Source organism: Paracoccaceae bacterium, assembly GCA_019454225.1.
Lineage (GTDB): Bacteria > Pseudomonadota > Alphaproteobacteria > Rhodobacterales > Rhodobacteraceae.
Genome location: CP075370.1, coordinates 2,241,075 through 2,262,159, shown reverse-complemented (window position 1 = coordinate 2,262,159; position 21,085 = coordinate 2,241,075). Strand labels below are relative to the sequence as shown.

The following is a 21,085-nucleotide window of genomic DNA, read 5'->3' as shown; positions in this document are numbered from 1 at the left end:
GACGCGGGCGGGACGGGAAACCGACGCGGAAAATCCAGCCCGTTCAGCCATTAACCCCCGATTCGGGCGGCGTTGCGCGGTGCCGCCGCCACAGCCCTGCCGCCACCCGCCACGCCTTGCCCCTGCCCCGCGCAACGCCTAAGGGCAGGCGGGACAGGACGGAAAGGGCGGGATCATGACAGTTGCGGCAAGACCAGGCCGCAAGGCGACAGGCCGGGGCATCCTGCTCATGGTGCTGGCCATCGCGCTGTTCACGCTGATGGACGCGCTGGCCAAGGGGTTGGTCAGCCGATATCCGGTCAACCAGATCGTGTTTGCCCGCTTCGCGGGCCAGCTACTGATTGTGGCGGTGATCCTGAACACCGCGCTGCTTCCCCGTGTCCGCACGCGCCATCCGATGCTGCACCTGTTCCGTGCGGCCACCCAGCTGGCCGCCTCGGGGCTGTTCTTCCTGTCGCTGACCCGCATCGGCCTGGCCGAGGCGACCGCGCTGTCCGACATCAACCCGATCCTCATCACGCTCGGCGCCGCGCTGTTTCTGGGCGAACGGTTGGGGCCACGCCGCCTGCTGGGCATCGCAGCCGCCTTCATCGGCGCCCTCATCATCCTGCGACCCGGCCTGGGCGTCTTCACCCCCTGGGCCGTCCTGCCGCTGCTCGGCGCCTGCGCCTACGCCGCCAACGCCCTCGTCACCCGCGCCATCGGCCCGCGCGAAACGCCCTGGCCCGCGATGTTCTGGGGCGCCGCGATCTGCACCCTTGCCATGGCCGCCACCCTGCCCGGCTCGCATGCCCCGGTCGCCCCGGGCGATCTCTGGGGCTTCGCCCTGATCGGCTGCATCGGCACCGCCGCGCAACTTTGCATCATCCGGTCCTTCACGCTGGCCGAGGCGTCGGCCGTGGCACCCATAGCGTATCTGGGCATCGTGGCCGCTACATTCTGGGGCTGGCTGTTCTATGGTGAACTTCCCGACCTGGCCACGATCCTTGGGGCGGTTGTGATCGTGCTGTCCGGTCTCTATGTCTGGCACCGCGAAACCAGGGCGGGCGGCGGACGTGACGGATGAAACGACAGCGCGCGGCGACGGCCTGCAATCGGTCCTGCTGCGGGGCCTGATCGGCGGCCTGCTGCTGCTGCCCTACCGCTGGCGCGTGCCGCTCTGCGGCTGGGTGGTGGCCCGGATCATCGCCCCCCTGGCAGGCTATGACCGGCGGGTGCGCGAAAACCTGGCCCTGGTGCTGCCCGACCTGCCCGCCGCCGAGGTGCGCCGCCTGATGCGCGAGGTTCCCCGCAACGTCGGCCGCACCCTGATCGAAATCTATTCCGGCGCCGAGTTCGTCGCCCGCGCCACGGCCGGACCGATCCGGGGCGCGGGGCTGGCAGCGCTCGACGCCGCCCATGCGGCGGGGCGGCCGGTGATCCTGATCACCGGCCATTTCGGCAACTACGATGCCAGCCGCGCCGCCCTGATCGCCCGCGGGTTTTCGGTCGGCGCGCTGTACCGCCCGATGCGCGACAGCGCGTTCAATGCGCATTATGTCAAGGCGATCAGTGGCATAGGAACCCCGGTCTTTCCCCGGGGGCGGCAGGGCATGGGCCAGATGCTGCGATTCCTGAAGGGCGGCGGGATGCTGGGCATGCTGATCGACCAGCACATGGGGCATGGCGCCCCCCTGTCGTTCTTCGGCCACACCGCCTTTACCGCGCTGTCGGCGGCCGAGCTTGCGCTGAAATACGGCGCGCTTGTCGTGCCCACCTATGCGATCCGCCGCGCCGATGGCCTGACCTTCGACATCCTGGTCGAACCGCCGATCCCCGAGGGCACGCCCGAAGCGATGACCCAGGCGCTGAACGACAGCCTGGAACGTCTGGTCCGCCGCCACCCCGAACAGTGGTTCTGGATCCATCGCCGCTGGAAAGGCAGGCTGCCGCCGCGCGAGGCCGAGATCGAGACCGAGACCGAGGACTGATGGCGCCGCCGCAGCTCAGCGCAACTCCACCGCCGCCAGCACCGCCCCCGGCCCCTCGTCCTGGACGATCACCACGGCAGGGTCGCTGCCGGGCGAGGGCGTGGTCAGTGTCAGCGGCGCCGTGGCGCGCCATTCGCCCACCAGTTGCCACGAGGTGACGATATTGTGGTAGGTAATGCTATGGCCCGCATTCTCGCCCCGCGCGATATCCACCTGCGCCTTCGGGCGATAGCGCACCAGTTGCACGCGCAAGCCCCGGTCCGTCGGCGGCACGGCCTCGGCGCGGATGACGATCTGGTCGTCCTGCCGCTCGACCGTCAGGCGCACCACCTGGCCGCGCGCCGAGGCCGCAAGCGCATGGCGGCGGATCGCCGCCTCGACCGCCTCGGGGTCGTTGCCGACCACGCTGTCCTGCCCCGCCACGATCATCTGCGGCGTGAACACCATCTTGCGCCCGCCCGCCTTGGCATAGACCTTCTGCCGCTTGGTGAATTCGGGCCGGGCGAAATCATCCTTCCAGCCCAGATAGTCCCAGTAGTCGACATGCAGCGCCAGGGCGATCACGCGGGGGTCGCCGCTCAGCCCGGCCAGGATGGCATCGGCGGGCGGACAGGACGAACAGCCCTGCGAGGTGAAAAGCTCCACGACAACCGGATGCGGCGCGTCGCCGGGCGTGCCCTGCGCGAGGCCGGCCCCGGCAGCGGCACAGCCGAGCCACAAGCCAAGCGCGGCCCTGACAATCTGTCGCATATGGGTTCCCCTGATCCCCGTGGTCCCCTTTGCGATATCGGACAGGCCCACCCCCTGCCAATCAAGGTTTTGAGAGGGAACAACAGCGTGACACGGGCGTGTCCCGTGGGCCATGGTCTGTGGTAAAGGGTCTGGAATTTTGGCATACCATCGTATACAAATACCCCGACTCCGGTTCGAACCGCGCCACGGCGCAGCGTCGGACCACCCCGAAGCCAGCAAAACCAGAGCCCGCCCAGCCAGGAGGCCCGCATGACCGTCATCGTCGGACACGACAGCCTGAAGACCCGCCGCAACCTTTCCGCAGGCGGCGCCAGCGTCGCCTACTACTCGATTTCCGCCGCCACCGAGGCGGGCGCGGGCGATTTCGCCCGGCTGCCCGCCAGCCTGAAGGTGGTGCTGGAGAACATGCTGCGCTTCGAGGACGGCAAGACCGTCACCGTCGATGACATCCGGGCCTTTGCCGAATGGGGTGCGGCGGGCGGCAAGAACCCGCGCGAGATCGCCTATCGCCCGGCCCGGGTGCTGATGCAGGACTTCACCGGCGTTCCGGCCGTGGTCGACCTGGCCGCGATGCGCGACGGGATCATCGGCCTTGGTGGCGACGCCCAGCAGATCAACCCGCTGAACCCTGTCGATCTGGTGATCGACCATTCGGTGATGATCGACGAGTTCGGGCACCCCCGCGCCTTCCAGCTGAACGTGGACCGCGAATACGAGCGGAACATGGAGCGCTACACCTTCCTGAAATGGGGCCAGCGGGCGTTCGACAACTTCCGCGTGGTGCCCCCCGGCACCGGCATCTGCCATCAGGTCAACCTGGAATACCTGGCCCAGACCGTCTGGACCGACAAGGACCAGACCGGCGCGCAGGTCGCCTATCCCGACACGCTGGTCGGCACCGACAGCCACACCACGATGGTCAACGGCCTGGCGGTGCTGGGCTGGGGTGTGGGTGGCATCGAGGCCGAGGCGGCGATGCTGGGACAGCCCGTGTCGATGCTGATCCCCGAGGTCGTGGGCTTCAAGCTGACCGGCGCGATGCGCGAGGGCACCACCGCGACCGACCTGGTGCTGAAGGTCGTGCAGATGCTGCGCAAGCACGGCGTGGTCAACAAGTTCGTCGAGTTCTGGGGCGACGGGCTGGATCACCTGCCGCTGGCCGACCGTGCGACCATCGCCAACATGGCGCCCGAATACGGCGCCACCTGCGGCTTCTTCCCCATCGACGGCGAGACGCTGCGCTACCTGCGCCAGACCGGCCGCGACGAGGCGCGCATCGCCCTGGTGGAAGCCTATGCCAAGGCCAACGGCATGTGGCGCGGCGCGGACTATGCGCCGATCTACACCAGCACGCTGGAGCTTGACATGGGCACCATCGTGCCCGCGATCTCGGGCCCCAAGCGGCCGCAGGACTGGCTGCCGCTGACCGACGCCAAGGCCGGTTTCGCGCGCGAGATGGAAAGCTCGTTCAAGCGTCCGCAGGGCAAGGAAGTCGCGGTCGAGGGGCAGGACTGGACCATGTCGTCGGGCAAGGTGGTGATCGCCTCGATCACCTCCTGCACCAACACGTCGAACCCCTATGTGCTGATCGGCGCGGGCCTTGTGGCGCGCAAGGCGCGCGCCCTGGGGCTGAACCGCAAGCCCTGGGTCAAGACCTCGCTGGCGCCGGGGTCGCAGGTGGTGTCGGAATACCTGAACGCCGCGGGGCTGCAGGATGATCTGGACGCCGTGGGCTTCAACCTGGTGGGCTATGGCTGCACCACCTGCATCGGCAACTCGGGCCCGCTGGCGCCGGAAATCTCGAAGGCCATCGCCGAGGGCGACCTGGTCGCCACCGCCGTTCTGTCGGGCAACCGCAACTTCGAGGGCCGCATCAGCCCGGACGTGCGCGCGAACTACCTGGCCTCGCCGCCGCTGGTGGTGGCCTATGCGCTTGCCGGTGACATGAACATCGACCTGACGACCGAGCCGCTGGGCCACACGCCCGAGGGCAAACCCGTGTACCTGAAGGATATCTGGCCCACCAACCGCGAAATCGCGGACATCGTCGATGCGGTGGTGACGCGCGAGGCATTCCAGACGAAATACGCCGATGTCTTCAAGGGCGACGAGAAGTGGCAGGGCGTGAAGGTGACCGAGCGCGAGACCTATGACTGGCCCTCGACCTCGACCTATATCCAGAATCCGCCCTACTTCCAGGGGATGGCGCGCGAACCCGGAATCATCACCGACATCTCGGGCGCCCGCATCCTGGCGTTGCTGGGCGACATGATCACCACCGACCACATCAGCCCCGCCGGTTCGTTCAAGGACAAGACGCCCGCCGGCCGGTATCTGACCGATCGCCAGGTGCCCGTGCGCGACTTCAACAGCTACGGGGCGCGGCGCGGCAACCACGAGGTGATGATGCGCGGCACCTTCGCGAACATCCGCATCAAGAACGAGATGCTGGATGGCGTGGAAGGCGGCTATACCAAGGGGCCGGACGGCGCGCAGACCTCGATCTTCGATGCCGCGATGGAATGGCAGGATCGCGGCGTGCCGCTGGTGATCTTCGGCGGCATCGAATACGGCGCGGGGTCCAGCCGCGACTGGGCGGCCAAGGGCACGGCACTGCTGGGCGTCAAGGCCGTGATCGCCGAGTCGTTCGAGCGCATCCACCGGTCGAACCTGGTGGGCATGGGGGTGATCCCGTTCGAGTTCACCGATGGCCAGAACCGCAAGTCGCTGGGTCTGACCGGTGACGAACAGGTGTCGATCACCGGGCTGGCGGGCGACCTGAAGCCCCTGTCTCTGGTGCCCTGCACGATCCGGCGCGCGGACGGGTCGGAGACCGTGATCACGCTGAAGTGCCGGATCGATACCGAGATCGAGATCGACTATGTCCGCCACGGCGGCGTGCTGCACTACGTGCTGCGCAACCTCGCCGCCGCCTGAACCGCGACCGCTGCGCCCCCCGGCCGTCGGGCCGGGGGGCGTGCCTTATCAGGGCTGACTGACCGTTCCGCCGCCCACGGCCGCCCCTACGCCCGTGGTGCCCGGACCCGAGGTCGGCAGCCCCATGGCCACCCGCACCGCGAGAAAGGCGAAGGCCTGCGCCTCGAGCATGTCGCCGTCGAGGCCGACCGCCTCGACCGGCGCGACATCGACCGGCAATCGTGCGGCCAGGGCCGCCATCAGCGCCGCGTTGCGACGACCGCCCCCCGCCACGAGGAGCCGCGACACCGGCGTCGGGAAATGTTCGGTGCCCCGGGCCACGGCCGCCGCGGCACAGGCGGCCAGCGTGGCCGCCGCATCGGCGTCGGACAGCCCGCCCACGGCCTGCAGAAGCGCGGGAAAGGCGTTGCGATCCAGCGATTTCGGCGGCATCCGCAGGAAGAACGGATGGTCGAGGAACCCTTCGACGATCGCGGCATCGACGCGGCCGGACTGCGCGAGATCGCCACCCTCGTCCTGCGCGATGCCGCGCCGGGCGCGCATCAGGTCGTCAATCGGCGCGTTCGCAGGCCCCGTGTCGAAGGCCAGGCAGGCACCGGGCGCCTCGGGTCCGCCATGGCGCGGGTCGACCCAGGTGACATTCCCGACCCCCCCGAGGTTCAGGAAGGCGACAGGCATCGCCGCACCGACATGGCGGGCCAGGGCAAAATGATAGAAGGGCGCCAGCGGCGCCCCCTGCCCGCCCAGCCGCACGTCGGCGCTGCGGAAGTCCCAGACCACCGGCACCCCCAGCGTGCGGGCCAGCAGCCCGCCATCGCCCGCCTGGTGCGTGCCGCGCCCGCGCGGATCATGGGCCAGCGTCTGGCCATGGAACCCCACGATCTCGACCCCCGAGAACCGGGCCAGCACCTCGGCATGGGCGGATTCCACCACCTCGGCGGCAAGGTCGACCCCGGGATCGCCCGGCCACAGGCCCTGCGCCGCACGCAGGATGGCACGCTCGGCCTCGGAATACGGACGGTAGGCGGATGGTCCGAACTCCAGCACCCGATGCCCGTCGGTCAGCACCATCGCGGCGTCCACCCCGTCCATGGATGTGCCCGACATCGCCCCGAGCGCCCAGACCGCGCCACCCTTCAGCATGGCTTTTCCTTCCCTGCCCGCGCCGCTATACCGCCGCCGACACCATGGGGGCGCCAGCCATGACCTACCATCCCAAATCCGACTTCCTGCGCGTGATGATCGAGCGCGGCTTCCTTGCCGACTGCACCGATTATCAGGGGCTGGACGATGCCATGGTCAAGGGGGTGGTGCCGGCCTACATCGGCTATGATGCCACGGCGGCCAGCCTGCATGTCGGCCACCTGATGAACATCATGGTGCTGCGCTGGCTGCAGCGCTGCGGGCACAAGCCGATCACGCTGATGGGCGGCGGCACCACCAAGGTGGGCGACCCGAGCTTTCGCGCGGACGAACGCCCGCTGCTGTCGGCCGCGCAGATCGACGCGAACATCGCGGGCATGCAGCGCGTCTTTGGCCGCTACCTCGACTATGGCACCGGCGCGACCGATGCCATCATGCTGAACAACGCCGAATGGCTGGACAGCCTGAACTACCTCGATTTCCTGCGCGACATCGGGCGGCATTTCAGCGTCAACCGGATGCTTTCGTTCGAAAGCGTCAAGTCCCGGCTGGACCGCGAACAGTCGCTGTCGTTCCTCGAATTCAACTACATGATCCTGCAGGCCTACGACTTTCTGGAACTCTACCGCCGATACGGCTGCCGGTTGCAGATGGGCGGATCGGACCAGTGGGGCAATATCGTCAACGGCATCGACCTGACCCGCCGGGTGCTGGATGCCGAGATCTGGGGCCTGACCACGCCGCTGCTGACCACCAGCGACGGGCGCAAGATGGGCAAGTCGGCGTCGGGCGCCGTCTGGCTGTCTGCCGACATGCTGAGCCCCTATGAATTCTGGCAGTTCTGGCGCAACACCACCGATGCCGACGTGGGGCGGTTCCTGAAGATCTTCACCGAACTGCCGGTCGAGGAATGCGACCGTCTGGGCGGCCTTGGCGGGTCCGAGATCAATGCGGCCAAGGTGATCCTGGCGAACCAGGCGACCACGCTGCTGCACGGCGCCGATGCGGCCGAGGCGGCCGAGATGACCGCCCGCGCGGTGTTCGAGAAAGGCGGGATCGGCGACGACCTGCCGACCCTGACGCTGGGCGCCGACGAGGTGGGCGACGGCGTGACCGTCGCGCAACTGTTCGTGCGCACCGGTCTGGCGAAATCGGGCAAGGACGCCAAGCGCCTGATCGCCGAGGGCGGGGCGCGGCTGAACGACGAGCCGGTGCTGGATTCAGCCATGCTGGTCGGGGCCGGCATGCTGTCCGAGCCGGTGAAGCTGACCGCCGGGCGCAAGCGTCACGCCAGGGTCGTCCTGGGCTGAGGATCAGGGCAGGCGCGGCGCGCCCTGCCCTGTCCGGTTCATTTCGCGACGGTGACCTTCACCATCATGTCCGCGGGGTCAGCCACGGCGCCCGACTGGCCACGTCCGCGCTTGATCGCATCGACGATCCTCATCCCGTCGATGACCCGGCCAACGACCGTGTACTGGCCGTCCAGGAACGAACCCGGTTCGAACATGATGAAGAATTGCGAATTGGCACTGTTCGGGTCCTGCGCCCGCGCCATGCCGACGATCCCGCGGTCAAAACTGACCTGAGAGAATTCGGCCGGAATGTCGGGCAGGTCCGAACCGCCCATGCCGGCCCGGCCCAGATCACCGCCGGCGCGGCCGAACTGAACGTCGCCGGTCTGGGCCATGAAGCCCTCGATCACGCGGTGAAAGATCACGCCGTCATAGGCGCCGCGTTCGGCCAGCGTCACGATCTGGGCCACATGCTTCGGCGCCACGTCCGGCAGCAGGTCGATCACCACGGTGCCGTTGGCCTGCCCGGCGATCTCGATCACCAGGTTCGGCCCGGGGCCATCGGCGGCATCCTGCGCCAGGGCAGGTGCGGCCAGCAGCGACAGGATCAGCGCCTCACGCCACATCTGCGGCCACCTTGACGCTGATCATGTGATCGGGCTTCGCGGGCGGTTCGCCGCGCGTGATCCGGTCGACATGTTCCATGCCCGACAGAACGCGGCCATAGACGGTGTACTGACCGTTCAGGAAATGGTTGTCGCTGAAGTTGATGAAGAACTGGCTGTTCGCGCTGTTGGGGTTCGACGACCGCGCGGCCCCGAGCGTGCCCCGGTCATGCGGCAGCCGCGAGAACTCGGCCGGAAGGTCGGGCATGTCCGACCCGCCCGTCCCGGCGCGGCGGGGGTTGTAGTCCTTGGTCGTATTGCCATGCTCGACATCGCCGGACTGGGCCATGAACCCCTCGATCACCCGGTGGAACACGACGCCGTCATAGGCGCCCGCGCGTGCAAGGTCCTTCATCCGGGCGGAATGCAGCGGCGCGACATCGGGCAGAAGCTCGATCACGACGGTGCCGTGGGAAAGCTCCATCAGGATGGTGTTCTCGGGGTCCTTGATCTCGGCCATGCGGGTCTCCTTTCGGTTTGGCGCGCACCCTATGCGGGGCCGTTGTCGGCGAAAAGGGCAAACCTGCGTGAACGCGCTGCGACAAGCGGGCGATTGACGCAGGCCTGCGGATCGGTTGCAAAGGCGGCACGCTGCCAAGGGAGGGACGCATGGCCTGGAAGACGCTCGACGACATCGACCTGACAGGCAAGACCGTGCTGACGCGGGTGGACATCAACGTGCCCATGGAAGACGGCCGCGTGACCGACACCACACGGATAGACAAGATCGGGCCGACCGTGGCCGACATTCTGGCCAGGGGCGGAAAACCCGTGCTGCTGGCGCATTTCGACCGGCCCAAGGGCAAGGTCGTGCCCGCGATGAGCCTGTCGCATGTGGCAGGCGCGGTCGAGGCGTCGCTGGGCCGCCGCGTGGTGTTCGGGGCGGATTGCGTCGGCGCCGCCGCGACCGCCGCCATCGCAGCCGCCGGCCCCGGTGACGTGGTGCTGCTGGAAAACACCCGCTTCCACCCCGGCGAGGAAAAGAACGACCCCGCCCTTGCCGCCGCGATGGCGGAACTGGGGCATGTCTTCGTGAATGATGCGTTCTCGGCCGCGCATCGCGCCCATGCCTCGACCGAGGGGCTGGCACATCTGCTGCCCGCCGCGGCGGGCCGACTGATGGAGGCCGAACTGCGGGCACTCGACGCGGCGCTCGGCAATCCGGCGCGTCCGGTGGTCGCGGTCGTCGGCGGAGCCAAGGTCTCGACCAAACTCGACCTGCTGGGCAACCTCGTGACCAGGGTCGACCATCTGGTGATCGGCGGCGGCATGGCCAACACCTTCCTCGTGGCCCAGGGGATCGAGGTGGGCAAGAGCCTTGCCGAACGCGACATGGCCGCGACCGCGCGCGAGATCGTCGAAAAGGCGGCAGCCGCCGGTTGCACCATCCACCTGCCGGTCGATGTGGTGGTAGCGCGCGAGTTCCGCGCCGGTGCGGCCAGCGAAACCGTTCCCGTCAGCGCCTGTCCGCCGGACGCGATGATCCTGGATGCAGGCCCGGCCACGGTGGCGCGGCTGTCCGACGTGTTCGGGCAGGCAAGGACGCTGATCTGGAACGGCCCTCTCGGCGCATTCGAGATCACCCCCTTCGACGCCGCCACGAATGCCGCCGCCGCCGAGGTCGCGCGGCTGACCCGGGCGGGGCGACTCGTGTCGGTTGCCGGTGGCGGCGACACCGTTGCAGCGCTGAACCAGGCGGGTGCGGCGGATGACTTCACCTTCATCTCGACGGCCGGAGGTGCCTTTCTGGAATGGATGGAAGGCAAGGTGCTGCCCGGCGTTGCGGCATTGGGCTGACGTTGGCGCTAACGTCATGGACGCGTGCGCGCGCGCCCGCTAATGCGGGCGCAGCATGATCAGCAGGGGATATCGTCCATGACCACAGCGCAGATGACGGAACGTGTGCGGGCCGGACAGGGCTTCATCGCGGCGCTCGACCAATCGGGCGGCTCGACGCCCAAGGCGTTGCGGCAGTACGGCCTTGCCGAAAGCGCGTGGTCGTCGGACGCCGAGATGTTCGACCTGATCCACGCGATGCGCGCCCGCATCATCACCTCGCCGGCCTTCACCGGCGACAAGGTGGTGGGTGCCATCCTGTTCGAACAGACGATGGATCGCACCATCGACGGCATTCCGACCGCGGCCTACCTGTGGGACAAGCGGCGTGTCGTTCCGTTCCTCAAGATCGACAAGGGGCTCGAGGCAGAGGCCGACGGGGTGCAGCTGATGAAGCCGATCCCGGGCCTTGACGATCTGCTGGCGCGGGCGGCCCGGGCGGGCATCTTCGGCACCAAGGAACGCTCGGTCATCAACGCCGCCAACCCGGTCGGGATCGCCGCGATCGTGGCGCAGCAGTTCGCCCTCGGCGCACAGGTGATCGCGCATGGCCTGATGCCGATCATCGAACCCGAGGTGACGATCTCGATCGCCGACAAGGCCGAGGCAGAGGCGATCCTGCGGTCCGAGATCCTGACGGCGCTCGACGCGCTGCCCGAAGGTCAGCAGGTGATGCTGAAGCTCACCCTGCCGACCGCGCCGAATTTCTACGCCCCGCTTGTCGATCATCCGAAGGTGCTGAAGGTGGTGGCGCTGTCGGGCGGGTATTCGCGCGATCAGGCCAACGCGATCCTCGCGCAGAACCGCGGCGTGATCGCCAGCTTCAGCCGCGCCCTGACCGAGGGACTGTCGGCCCAGCAGTCCGACAGCGAATTCGATGCGGCCCTCGGCGCGGCCATCGGTTCGATCCACGCCGCGTCGGTGGCCGGCTGACCGTCGCACAAGCCCTTGCTTCGGGTGCGGTTTCGGGATTCACAACGCCCTCGTTCCATGCCATGATCTGCGTCGCGGAACCACAACCCGCGACGCAGACGGAACCGGGCGCCACGACCCGGACAGGCAGGATGGAATGAGCAACGAAAGCAGCGCCCGCAGTCTGGCCTCGCTGGCCCTTGCTGTCGCGGCCCTGACGGTGGGGGCCTACTTCACCTTTGCGGCGGTTCAGGGCGAATATGGCGTGTTCCGCCAGATCCAGATTGCGGCGGACAGCCGCGACCTGACGGCCAAGCGTGACGCGCTTGCGACCGAACTCGCCACGCTGGAAAACCTGACGCGGCGCCTGTCCGACGAATTCCTCGACATCGACCTTCTGGATGAACGCGCGCGCGACGTGCTGGGCTACATGCGCGCCGACGAAATCGTCATCCGCTGAACCCTGCCCATGACCCGTCCGACAGGCCGCGACGCGGCCCTTACGGTCGTTTGCCCCTTGTTTTTCCGATGCGAGTGCGATTGTTTAACGTTGAACAATCGCCCTTCGCCCGGAGGATTCGCCCATGGCCGCACGCAAAGCCGCCGAAAAACCCAACGTGTCCCGCGACGAACTGCTGAAATACTATCGCGAGATGCTGCTGATCCGCCGGTTCGAGGAAAAGGCCGGGCAGCTTTATGGAATGGGTCTGATCGGCGGGTTCTGCCATCTCTACATCGGGCAGGAAGCGGTCGTGGTGGGGCTCGAGGCTGCGGCAAAGGAAGGTGACAAGCGCATCACCTCCTACCGCGATCACGGGCACATGCTGGCCTGCGGGATGGACCCGAAGGGCGTCATGGCCGAACTGACCGGACGGATCGGCGGCTATTCCAAGGGCAAGGGCGGCAGCATGCACATGTTCTCGAAGGAACGCCATTTCTATGGCGGCCACGGGATCGTGGGCGCGCAGGTGCCGCTGGGGGCGGGGCTGGCATTCGCCGACAAGTACCTTGGCAACGACAATGTCACCTTCACCTACTTCGGTGACGGCGCCGCCAACCAGGGCCAGGTCTACGAGACCTACAACATGGCGGAACTGTGGAATCTGCCGGTGATCTTCGTGATCGAGAACAACGGCTATGCCATGGGCACGAGCGTGAAGCGCTCGACCAAGTCCACCACGCTGTTCGGGCGCGGAACCGCCTATGGCATCAAGGGCGAACAGGTGGACGGCATGGACGTGCTTGCCGTGAAGGCCGCGGGAGAGAAGGCCGTGGCAGCCTGCCGCGCCGGTGACGGGCCCTACATCCTGGAAATGATGACCTACCGCTACCGCGGGCATTCGATGTCGGACCCGGCGAAGTACCGGACGCGCGAAGAGGTCGAGAAGATGCGCTCGGAAAAGGACGCCATCGAGCATGTCCGCGACCTTCTGGTGACGGGCGGGCTGGCCAGCGATGATGACCTGAAGGCGATCGACAAGGAAATCAAGGCCATCGTGAACGAGGCCGCCGAGTTTTCAAAGGACAGCCCCGAACCGCCGCTTTCGGAGCTGTGGACGGACATTCTGGCCTGATCGGGAGGAAGAGACATGGCAACGCAGGTTCTGATGCCCGCCCTTTCCCCCACGATGGAAGAGGGCACGCTGGCGAAATGGCTGGTGAAGGAGGGCGACACGGTGAAGTCCGGCCAGATCATGGCCGAGATCGAGACCGACAAGGCGACGATGGAATTCGAGGCGGTCGATGAAGGGATCATCGGCAAGATCCTCGTGGCCGAGGGTACGGCGGGCGTGAAGGTCAACACGCCGATCGCGGTGCTGGTCGAGGAAGGCGAAAGCGCCCATGCGGCACCCGCCTCCCCCAAGGCCGCCGAGGCGCCTGCTGCGGCCGAGCCGGCCGCCAGGGCCGCCCCTGCGGCCGCCGCCGCCACGCCGGCGGCCGTCGTGTCGAAGGCCAGCCCCGACTGGCCAGAGGGCACGCCGATGAAGACCATGACGGTCCGCGAGGCCCTGCGCGAGGCGATGGCCGAGGAAATGCGCCGCGACCCCACGGTATTCCTGATGGGCGAGGAGGTGGGCGAGTACCAGGGCGCCTACAAGATCAGCCAGGGGCTGCTCGATGAATTCGGGCCGAAACGCGTGGTCGACACCCCGATCACCGAAATCGGCTTTGCAGGGATCGGCGTCGGCGCCTCGTGGGGCGGCCTCAAACCGATCGTCGAGTTCATGACCTTCAACTTCGCGATGCAGGCCATCGACCACATCATCAACTCGGCGGCCAAGACGCTCTACATGTCGGGGGGCCAGATGGGCAGCCCGATGGTGTTCCGTGGTCCGAACGGCGCGGCCGCGCGCGTGGGCGCCCAGCACAGCCAGGACTACGCCGCCTGGTATGCGATGATCCCGGGCCTGCAGGTCGTGATGCCCTATTCGGCATCGGATGCGAAGGGTCTGATGAAATCCGCAATCCGCGATCCGAACCCGGTCATCTTCCTGGAGAATGAAATCCTCTACGGGCGCAGCTTCGAGGTTCCCGATCTGCCCGACTTCACCATTCCGTTTGGCAAGGCCCGCATCTGGCGCGAAGGCAGCGACGTCACCATCGTCAGTTTCGGGATCGGCATGACCTATGCCCTCGAAGCCGCCGACAAGCTCGCCGCCGAGGGGATCAGCGCCGAGGTGATCGACCTGCGCACCCTGCGCCCGATCGACTACGACACCGTGATCGCATCGGTTCAGAAGACCAACCGCTGCGTGACGGTGGAAGAAGGGTTCCCGGTGGGGGCCATCGGCAACCACCTGTCCTCGGTGATCATGACGCGGGCGTTCGACTACCTCGACGCCCCGGTGATCAACTGCACCGGCAAGGATGTGCCGATGCCCTATGCCGCAAACCTGGAAAAGCACGCCCTGATCACCACCGCCGAGGTGATCGAGGCCGTGAAATCCGTCTGCTACCGCTGAGGAGGGCACCATGGCCACGCAAATCCTGATGCCCGCCCTTTCCCCCACGATGGAAGAGGGCACGCTGGCGAAATGGCTGGTGAAGGAGGGCGACACGGTGAAGTCCGGCCAGATCATGGCCGAGATCGAGACCGACAAGGCGACGATGGAATTCGAGGCGGTCGATGAAGGGATCATCGGCAAGATCCTCGTGGCCGAGGGTACGGCGGGCGTGAAGGTCAACACGCCGATCGCGGTGCTGGTCGAGGAAGGCGAAAGCGCCGATGCGGCACCCGCCTCCCCCAAGGCCGCCGAGGCACCTGCTGCGGCCGAGCCGGCCGCCAAGGCCGCCCCTGCGACCGCCGCCGCCACGCCGGCACCGGTCACCTCCGGAGGGGCCCGTGTCTTCGCCTCGCCGCTCGCGCGCCGGATCGCCGCGGAAAGAGGGGTGGACCTGACCCGCATCAAGGGATCGGGCCCCCACGGCCGAATCGTGAAGGCGGATGTCGAAGGCGCAGCGGCCACACCCGCCGCCACAGTGGCCCCTGCCCCCACGGCCACGGCGCCCGCAACCGTTGCGACCGTTGCGGCAGCGCCCCAGGGCATGACCGCGGATACCGTCAGGAAGATGTTCGCAGACCGGACCTATGAAGAGGTCCCGCTGGATGGCATGCGCAAGACCATTGCGGCACGCCTTACAGAGGCCAAGCAGACGATCCCGCACTTCTACCTTCGGCGCGATGTGCAACTCGACACGCTGATGGCCTTCCGCGAGACGCTGAACGGCCAACTCGCCGCCCGGAACGTCAAGCTTTCCGTGAATGACTTCATCATCAAGGCCGCGGCGCTCGCGCTCCAGGCAGTCCCCGACTGCAACGCGGTCTGGGCGGGCGATCGGATTCTGAAGATGAAGGCATCGGATGTGGCGGTGGCCGTCGCGATCCCCGGCGGGCTCTTCACCCCCGTCCTTCGCGACGCCCACACGAAGTCGATCACTGCGCTGTCGGCAGAGATGAAGGATCTTGCCACGCGCGCCAAGGCACGGAAACTCGCACCGCAAGAGTATCAGGGCGGCAGCTTCGCTATCTCGAACCTCGGGATGATGGGGATCGAGAACTTCGACGCAGTCATCAACCCGCCACACGGCTCGATCCTTGCCGTGGGTGCGGGCGTCAAGAAGCCTGTCGTCAACAAGGCAGGAGAGATCGTGGTGGCCACCATGATGTCGATGACGCTCAGCGTCGATCACCGGGTGATCGACGGCGCACTTGGGGCCGAGTTCCTCAAGGCCCTGATCGACAATCTCGAAAACCCGCTGGCCATGCTGGCCTGAGCCTCGGAGTTCAGAATAACGCCCCGGAATCATCGGATTCCGGGGCGATCTTCATGCGATGCGTGACGTTCAGTCGCAATCCACGCAACCGGTCAGCTTGTGATCCATGGCCACCGAGGGCTGCGAACAGCCCGCCTCGCCGACGATCCGTGCCGGCACGCCCGCCACTGTCTTCATCGGCGGGATATCGTGCAGAACCACCGAACCCGCCGCGATGCGCGAGCAGTGGCCGACGTGAATGTTGCCCAGCACCTTCGCCCCGGCCCCGATCAGCACACCGTTGCCGATCTTCGGATGCCGGTCGCCATCCTCCTTGCCGGTCCCGCCCAGCGTCACGGAGTGCAGCATCGACACGTTGTCGCCCACCACGGCCGTCTCGCCGATCACAATGGAATGGGCATGGTCGATCATGATCCCCCGCCCGATCCTTGCCGCCGGATGGATGTCGACGCCGAACACCTCGCTGACCCGCATCTGAACGAAATAGGCCATGTCGATCCGTCCCTCGCGCCACAGCCAGTGCCCGACCCGATAGGCCTGCACCGCCTGATAGCCCTTGAAGAACAGGATCGGCTGAAGATACCGATGGCAGGCGGGGTCACGGTCATAGACCGCCATCAGATCCGCCCGCGCCGCAGTCCCGATCTCGGGATCGCTGGCATAGGCCTCGTCCGCGATCTCACGCAGGATCTGTTCGCTCATCTCGCCCGATGCGAGCTTGAGCGAAAAGCGGTAGGCCAGCGCGCGCTCGAACGTCGCGTGATGCAGCAAACCCGAATGGATCAGACCGCCCAGCAGCGGTTCGGCCAGAACGGCGGCCCTTGCCTCATCGCAGACCCGCGACCAGACCGGATCGACAGTGGAAAGCGCGCGGATCATCTCGGCCATGGCCGTTCTCCTTCCTCGGGATGCCGCAGCATATAACGTCACGCGCGCGCCGTCCAATGCCCGGACGTGATCGCGATCATGCGCGATGGTGATGGCCGTCAGACGGATGCTGCGACCGCACGGAACGGCCCGGGCCCGAACCGGTCCGACATCTGTGCCACCTCCACCCGGAACATGCCCGCCACGCCATCCGCGGCGCGATCGGCCGCGGTATAGACCCAGGTGCGCGCCGTCACCTCCACCTGTCTCCGGACCGCCTCGTCCGCCACGACCCGAACCACATAGGCCTCGCGCTCCTCACCCAGCGGAACCTCCGTCGACGCCCAGTTGTCGCCGTCGATCCGCGTGCGCCGCACCCATCCGACAGCAAGATCATCGCCCGACCACCCGGCCCGCAGATGCACCGGCGCATAGGGCCGCAGCCCGATGCCATCGAAGGCGAGGATCTGTTCGACCACGTCGGGATCGTCGAAGCCGCGCGCCGAGGCACCGATGCGCCATGTGCGCGCGAGGCCCCGGGCCGACAGCGGCAGATCAACCTGTGACGGCGCCCCGTCCAGCAGAACGACCCGGCTGCCAGTCGGCCAGACGTCGGGCATCAGCGCATCGGTGCCCGCCTGCCCGCGCAACCGCAGCGAAAGGTCCCACGTCAGCGGCGCCACCAGCTCTGCACGGGCGAACTGGAACACCTCCCAGCGGTCGGCGCTGCCGTCCCCGATCGCGATCGCATTCGCCCCGTTGAGCACGGCGGCCTCGTCGGCCGAGGAAAGCCCGACCCGGCCCATCCGCACCCGCAATGGCGCCCCACGGTCCCAGCGGGCCGGTTCGGCACGCCACAGTGGGCTTTCCGTCGTCCCGATGACCGCCGGAGCGACCACCAGACCGTTCAGCGAAAATCCGTCCCCGCCAACAGCATTCCATACCCCCACCGCACCGGGCCATGGGTCCGCAGCAACGGCCAGATGCGGGGCATGAGGCATCTCGTCACCCTTCAGCAGCGGCAGATCGAGAAACTGTGCCGTCACCGGAACCGGAGCTGCAAAGGGGCGAGGGATCACCCTCACTTCGGCCGTGTCCGATGCCACATAGACCGAAGGTTCCACCCGGACCGCCTCCACCAGAGCGGCATCTCCCTGCCCCACGCGGTCAAGCCGGTAGAGCACACCGTCAAGATCAACCACATCACCCGGACCCAGATCGGCAGCCGAGGGCGGAATTGCAAAGCGTGCGCCATCGCGCGCGACGCGCGCCTCGGCCAGCCAGCGCTCTGCCGTGGCCCGGGCCTCGGCGGCAGTAAGCATCAGCGCCAGCTCGCTCTCCGCAACGCCCCGCGCGACCTCATCGGGAAACACCGCCTCGGCACTGCGGGGCGCGAAATCGCCGTCAGCCTCGACATAGGCCAACCGCACCTTGCCCGCGACCTCCGCCTCGGCGGCGCGGGTCATCTCGACACCTTGCGCCGCGTCACCCGTGACCGCGAGGCGCTCCGGGTCAAGCGTCACCGCCACCCCTTCACCGCGCATCCGGAACCGCAACTCACCGTCGCGCTCGACCGCCTCGAACCCGTAGGCAATCATCAGGGGCTGCAACGCCGCGCGGGCAGTGCCGATGCCTTCTGCCAGATAGCCGCGCACCGCCCCGTAAAGCCGCGACACATCCGCGCCTTCAACCCCGGATTGGCGGCAAATCTCGTCCACCACCCCGGCAAGCGCCTGGCCCGTCGCCCGACCTGTCAGCCAATGCCCCCGCGCGTGGTTCTCGCCATCCGACCATATGTCGGTGCGGTTCGGAAACGCCGGAAAGGGCCGCGCATCCCAGGCCCAGGCATGGGCGTGGTCCATGTCCACCATTGGCCCGCCGTAGAGTGGCGATACCGGGTTGGCATCCGGATCCGCCCAATGCGCCGCCACCGCGCGCAGGTACTGCATCTGCATGAAATCATCGCGGCGACCGCTCGAGTACCGCGGCAGGGCGGATTCCGATGACTTGGGGTCAAGGAACCGGTTCGGCTCGTTGGTGCCGCGGTCAATCGCGGCGCAGCCGTACTCGGTGAACCTGATCGGCTTCGATCCCGGAACCCAGGCGGTTGCCTGCTCCTGCCGTTCACCGCCGATCCGTTCGTGGTGTGGGTTCTCCCACCAGCCGCGCAGATCCTTGTAGCGAAACACCCAGGGCTCGCCGTGTGCCCCGTCGGTGATCGGCAGGCGGCGTTGCACCGCCTCGCCCTCCGGGCTGTCGTAGTACCAGTCGAACCCCTCGCCCCCCGCCACATTGGCGCGAAGATAGTCGAGATTGTGGATCGCCCCGAAACCGGCATCGGCATGGGAAGCGCCGTCGCGCCAGTCCGACAGCGGCATGTAGTTGTCGATGCCGATGAAATCGACATCGGGGTCGGCCCACAGCGGATCCAGATGGAAATAGATGTTCCCATCCGCATGATAGCCGAAATATTCCGACCAGTCGGCGGCATACGATATCCGGACTTCCGGCCCCAGGATCGCCCGTACCTCGGCCACAAGGTCGCGGAACGCGGCCACTGCGGGAAAGCTGTCGCCGGGGCCGCGCACCTGCGTCAGCCCGCGCATCTCGGAGCCCACGCAAAAGGCATCCACTCCACCCGCGGCGGCGCAAAGATGGGCATAGTGCAACAGGAATCGCCGGTATCCCCAGTCCTGGGGATCGCCCGAATAGGTGACGGTATCCCCCGATACGGCGAAGTCGCCCGGTTGAACCGCGCCGAAGAACGCCGCCACCTCGGCGGCCGCGGCTGATGTCCTGTCGGTCGTTCCCGCCCGCCCGGGGGCCACCGCTGTGGTGATCCGGCCACGCCACGGCAGCACCGGCTGGTCGGGCGCGTCCGACCAGGGGTCGGGGCGACCGTTGCCTGCAAGCTGTTCCATCAGGATGAACGGATAGAACATCACTTCCATGCCCCGTCCCCGGATCGACCGTATCGCCTCGATGACCGAGGCGTCGGCGGGCGTGCCGCCGTAGATCGACTGCCCGTCCACCCGCGCTACCTCCACCGCGGCGTCCCGGCCGATCCCGCCCGCACGCCAGGGCATCGGCGTGCCGTCCCGATCCCTCTGCTCGACCTTGGGCTTCACCCGGCATGACCCGCAGCGAAGGTCGTCCCCGAACCACGACACGATCAGCCCGACCGACCCGACCGCAGGCAGTTCCCGTTCCAGATGGTCCAGCGACAACGACAGGTCGGTCCGCCCGCCCGGCACATGCACGTTCAGGGACCGCCGCACCCCCGGCGCATCCTCGACATGCACGCGGCTCGTCGCCAGCGCGTACTCGCCCGTGCCCGGCATCAGCGCCACGGCCCTCACCGCGTCGGCCAGGACGCCGGCACCGCCCTCGGGCTGTGCCGGCCGGATCACCTCGAACGAGAACTGAGGCACGCGATTGCCGTAGTCGGAAAGCTCCAGATCCTCGATCACGACATAGGCAACGCCGCGGTAGGCCGGTGCCTCGGTCGTGCCTTCGACCGCCGCGATCTTTGGGTCGGGCAACTGATCCTCGCCGCCGCGATAGACGCGCAGGTTAAGTGTGGCCGCATCTACCTCCATGCCGTCGGCCCAGACGCGACCCACCCCGGCGATGACACCCTCGCAAAGCGCCACGGCAAGGCTGACCGAATACGAGAAGCGCTCCACCCGAGGCCGGGGAGCGCCCTTGCCGCCACCCTCGCGCGTCACGCTCTCACGGAACTGGGTCGCCCAGATGACCTGGCCGGCCACGCGCATGCGGCCCCAGACCTGCCCCAGTCCGGCGCCTTCCGACGCGCCCATCAGGCGGAACCGGTCCACCCGGCCCACCTGCACCGGCTCCGACCCCGAACCCATCAGCCGCTGGTCGATCGCACGACCCAGGGTCGCCCCGACGGCCCGTCCGATCACCGCGCCGGAAAGACCAAGCACCGTGCCGCCAAAGCCTGCGCCCAGCGCGGCCCCCGCCGCACCCAGAAGGATCGTCGCCATTACCGCATCCCTTCAGGAAACCGGAACCGCGCCACAACCCGGCGCGCCCAAGGGCCCGACAGCGGGCTCTCGACAACCCCATGCCCCGAATAGGCATGGACAAAGGCCGCTTCCGCCACCAGCACACCCAGATGCTTGGCGACCGCCCCATCCCGCATCCGGAACAGGATCACATCGCCCGGCCCCGCGGCAACGACAGGCACGAGGAAGCGGCTCGCCGCGTCCATGAGCAGTTCGCACCCCCCCGCCTCACCCCAGTCCGGGGTGTAGGCGGGCATGGCTTCGGGCTCCGGTCCCAGCACCGCACGCCAGATCCCCCGAACCAGGCCCAGGCAATCCGCCCCGGCACCCCGACAGCTCGACTGATGCACATAGGGCGTGCCGACCCAGGCCCGGGCCTCGGCCACCACCGCATCCCGAAGCAG

At 67.7% G+C, this 21,085-nt stretch carries 17 protein-coding genes; 10 read left to right on the top strand and 7 right to left on the bottom strand.

Features of this window, described 5'->3' with window-relative positions:
* The first annotated feature begins 175 nt into the window (after positions 1–175).
* Both KF887_10725 and KF887_10720 read left to right on the top strand, forming a co-directional pair.
* Positions 176–1,066, top strand: coding sequence for a DMT family transporter (locus KF887_10725; protein ID QYK39944.1), 891 nt, complete (start codon positions 176–178; stop codon positions 1,064–1,066).
* Positions 1,020–1,970, top strand: a complete 951-nt coding sequence (locus KF887_10720) for a lysophospholipid acyltransferase family protein (GenBank protein QYK39943.1) — start codon at positions 1,020–1,022, stop codon at positions 1,968–1,970. Before KF887_10725 ends, KF887_10720 begins: the two co-directional genes overlap by 47 nt.
* A gap of 15 nt (positions 1,971–1,985) precedes the next feature.
* Here the strand turns inward: KF887_10720 and KF887_10715 are convergent, their stop codons facing one another.
* Positions 1,986–2,720, bottom strand: coding sequence for a DUF1223 domain-containing protein (locus KF887_10715; GenBank protein QYK39942.1), 735 nt, complete (start codon positions 2,718–2,720; stop codon positions 1,986–1,988).
* A 252-nt stretch (positions 2,721–2,972) separates the two neighbouring features.
* On the opposite strand from KF887_10715, the gene acnA reads away from it, so the two are divergent.
* A complete protein-coding gene (gene acnA / locus KF887_10710; protein ID QYK39941.1) occupies positions 2,973–5,660 on the top strand; it encodes an aconitate hydratase AcnA in 2,688 nt (895 codons plus the stop codon).
* 48 nt (positions 5,661–5,708) lie between these two features.
* On the opposite strand, the gene KF887_10705 is transcribed toward acnA, so the two are convergent.
* Positions 5,709–6,803 carry an anhydro-N-acetylmuramic acid kinase gene (locus KF887_10705; GenBank protein QYK39940.1) on the bottom strand — a complete coding sequence of 365 codons (1,095 nt, stop codon included), beginning with the start codon at positions 6,801–6,803 and terminating at the stop codon, positions 5,709–5,711.
* A gap of 59 nt (positions 6,804–6,862) precedes the next feature.
* Here KF887_10705 and KF887_10700 point away from each other — a divergent pair, with 59 nt between their 5' ends.
* Positions 6,863–8,113, top strand: coding sequence for a tyrosine--tRNA ligase (locus KF887_10700; protein QYK39939.1), 1,251 nt, complete (start codon positions 6,863–6,865; stop codon positions 8,111–8,113).
* 38 nt (positions 8,114–8,151) lie between these two features.
* On the opposite strand, the gene KF887_10695 is transcribed toward KF887_10700, so the two are convergent.
* Together KF887_10695 and KF887_10690 are read right to left on the bottom strand one after the other, a co-directional pair.
* Entirely contained in the window at positions 8,152–8,721 is a 570-nt protein-coding gene (locus tag KF887_10695) for a peptidylprolyl isomerase (GenBank protein QYK39938.1), read from the bottom strand.
* Complete coding sequence (locus tag KF887_10690) at positions 8,711–9,220, bottom strand: peptidylprolyl isomerase (protein ID QYK39937.1); 510 nt, start codon at positions 9,218–9,220, stop codon at positions 8,711–8,713. The genes KF887_10695 and KF887_10690 overlap by 11 nt, the downstream gene beginning before the upstream one ends.
* Positions 9,221–9,369: 149 nt before the next feature.
* Between KF887_10690 and KF887_10685 the strand changes: the two genes are divergently transcribed.
* From KF887_10685 to KF887_10660, 6 genes are all read left to right on the top strand, one after another.
* Positions 9,370–10,557, top strand: coding sequence for a phosphoglycerate kinase (locus KF887_10685; protein QYK39936.1), 1,188 nt, complete (start codon positions 9,370–9,372; stop codon positions 10,555–10,557).
* A 78-nt stretch (positions 10,558–10,635) separates the two neighbouring features.
* Positions 10,636–11,529: a fructose bisphosphate aldolase gene (locus KF887_10680; protein ID QYK39935.1), complete on the top strand. Its 894-nt coding sequence runs from the start codon at positions 10,636–10,638 to the stop codon at positions 11,527–11,529.
* Between the two features lie 136 nt (positions 11,530–11,665).
* Complete coding sequence (locus tag KF887_10675; protein ID QYK39934.1) at positions 11,666–11,968, top strand: septum formation initiator family protein; 303 nt, start codon at positions 11,666–11,668, stop codon at positions 11,966–11,968.
* 124 nt (positions 11,969–12,092) lie between these two features.
* Entirely contained in the window at positions 12,093–13,082 is a 990-nt protein-coding gene (gene pdhA / locus KF887_10670) for a pyruvate dehydrogenase (acetyl-transferring) E1 component subunit alpha (GenBank protein ID QYK39933.1), read from the top strand.
* Between the two features lie 15 nt (positions 13,083–13,097).
* A complete protein-coding gene (locus tag KF887_10665; protein QYK39932.1) occupies positions 13,098–14,471 on the top strand; it encodes a pyruvate dehydrogenase complex E1 component subunit beta in 1,374 nt (457 codons plus the stop codon).
* A gap of 10 nt (positions 14,472–14,481) precedes the next feature.
* Entirely contained in the window at positions 14,482–15,783 is a 1,302-nt protein-coding gene (locus KF887_10660) for a pyruvate dehydrogenase complex dihydrolipoamide acetyltransferase (protein ID QYK39931.1), read from the top strand.
* A gap of 69 nt (positions 15,784–15,852) precedes the next feature.
* Here KF887_10660 and cysE read toward each other — a convergent pair whose 3' ends face one another.
* The 3 genes from cysE to KF887_10645 all read right to left on the bottom strand — a co-directional run bounded on the left by cysE (position 15,853) and on the right by KF887_10645 (position 21,085).
* Positions 15,853–16,671 (bottom strand): serine O-acetyltransferase, encoded by an 819-nt coding sequence (gene cysE, locus KF887_10655; protein QYK39930.1) that lies wholly within the window; start codon positions 16,669–16,671, stop codon positions 15,853–15,855.
* A gap of 98 nt (positions 16,672–16,769) precedes the next feature.
* Complete coding sequence (locus tag KF887_10650) at positions 16,770–20,660, bottom strand: glycoside hydrolase/phage tail family protein (protein QYK39929.1); 3,891 nt, start codon at positions 20,658–20,660, stop codon at positions 16,770–16,772.
* A complete protein-coding gene (locus KF887_10645) occupies positions 20,660–21,085 on the bottom strand; it encodes a C40 family peptidase (protein QYK43523.1) in 426 nt (141 codons plus the stop codon). The genes KF887_10650 and KF887_10645 overlap by 1 nt, the downstream gene beginning before the upstream one ends.

Excerpts from the sequence above, each read along its gene's own strand:
- KF887_10725 (QYK39944.1), top strand. The coding sequence starts at position 176 with ATGACAGTTGCGGCAAGACCAGGCCGCAAGGCGACAGGCCGGGGCATC.
- KF887_10720 (QYK39943.1), top strand. The coding sequence starts at position 1,020 with ATGTCTGGCACCGCGAAACCAGGGCGGGCGGCGGACGTGACGGATGAA.
- KF887_10715 (QYK39942.1), bottom strand. The coding sequence starts at position 2,720 with ATGCGACAGATTGTCAGGGCCGCGCTTGGCTTGTGGCTCGGCTGTGCC.
- acnA (QYK39941.1), top strand. The coding sequence starts at position 2,973 with ATGACCGTCATCGTCGGACACGACAGCCTGAAGACCCGCCGCAACCTT.
- KF887_10705 (QYK39940.1), bottom strand. The coding sequence starts at position 6,803 with ATGCTGAAGGGTGGCGCGGTCTGGGCGCTCGGGGCGATGTCGGGCACA.
- KF887_10700 (QYK39939.1), top strand. The coding sequence starts at position 6,863 with ATGACCTACCATCCCAAATCCGACTTCCTGCGCGTGATGATCGAGCGC.
- KF887_10695 (QYK39938.1), bottom strand. The coding sequence starts at position 8,721 with ATGTGGCGTGAGGCGCTGATCCTGTCGCTGCTGGCCGCACCTGCCCTG.
- KF887_10690 (QYK39937.1), bottom strand. The coding sequence starts at position 9,220 with ATGGCCGAGATCAAGGACCCCGAGAACACCATCCTGATGGAGCTTTCC.
- KF887_10685 (QYK39936.1), top strand. The coding sequence starts at position 9,370 with ATGGCCTGGAAGACGCTCGACGACATCGACCTGACAGGCAAGACCGTG.
- KF887_10680 (QYK39935.1), top strand. The coding sequence starts at position 10,636 with ATGACCACAGCGCAGATGACGGAACGTGTGCGGGCCGGACAGGGCTTC.
- KF887_10675 (QYK39934.1), top strand. The coding sequence starts at position 11,666 with ATGAGCAACGAAAGCAGCGCCCGCAGTCTGGCCTCGCTGGCCCTTGCT.
- pdhA (QYK39933.1), top strand. The coding sequence starts at position 12,093 with ATGGCCGCACGCAAAGCCGCCGAAAAACCCAACGTGTCCCGCGACGAA.
- KF887_10665 (QYK39932.1), top strand. The coding sequence starts at position 13,098 with ATGGCAACGCAGGTTCTGATGCCCGCCCTTTCCCCCACGATGGAAGAG.
- KF887_10660 (QYK39931.1), top strand. The coding sequence starts at position 14,482 with ATGGCCACGCAAATCCTGATGCCCGCCCTTTCCCCCACGATGGAAGAG.
- cysE (QYK39930.1), bottom strand. The coding sequence starts at position 16,671 with ATGGCCGAGATGATCCGCGCGCTTTCCACTGTCGATCCGGTCTGGTCG.
- KF887_10650 (QYK39929.1), bottom strand. The coding sequence starts at position 20,660 with ATGGCGACGATCCTTCTGGGTGCGGCGGGGGCCGCGCTGGGCGCAGGC.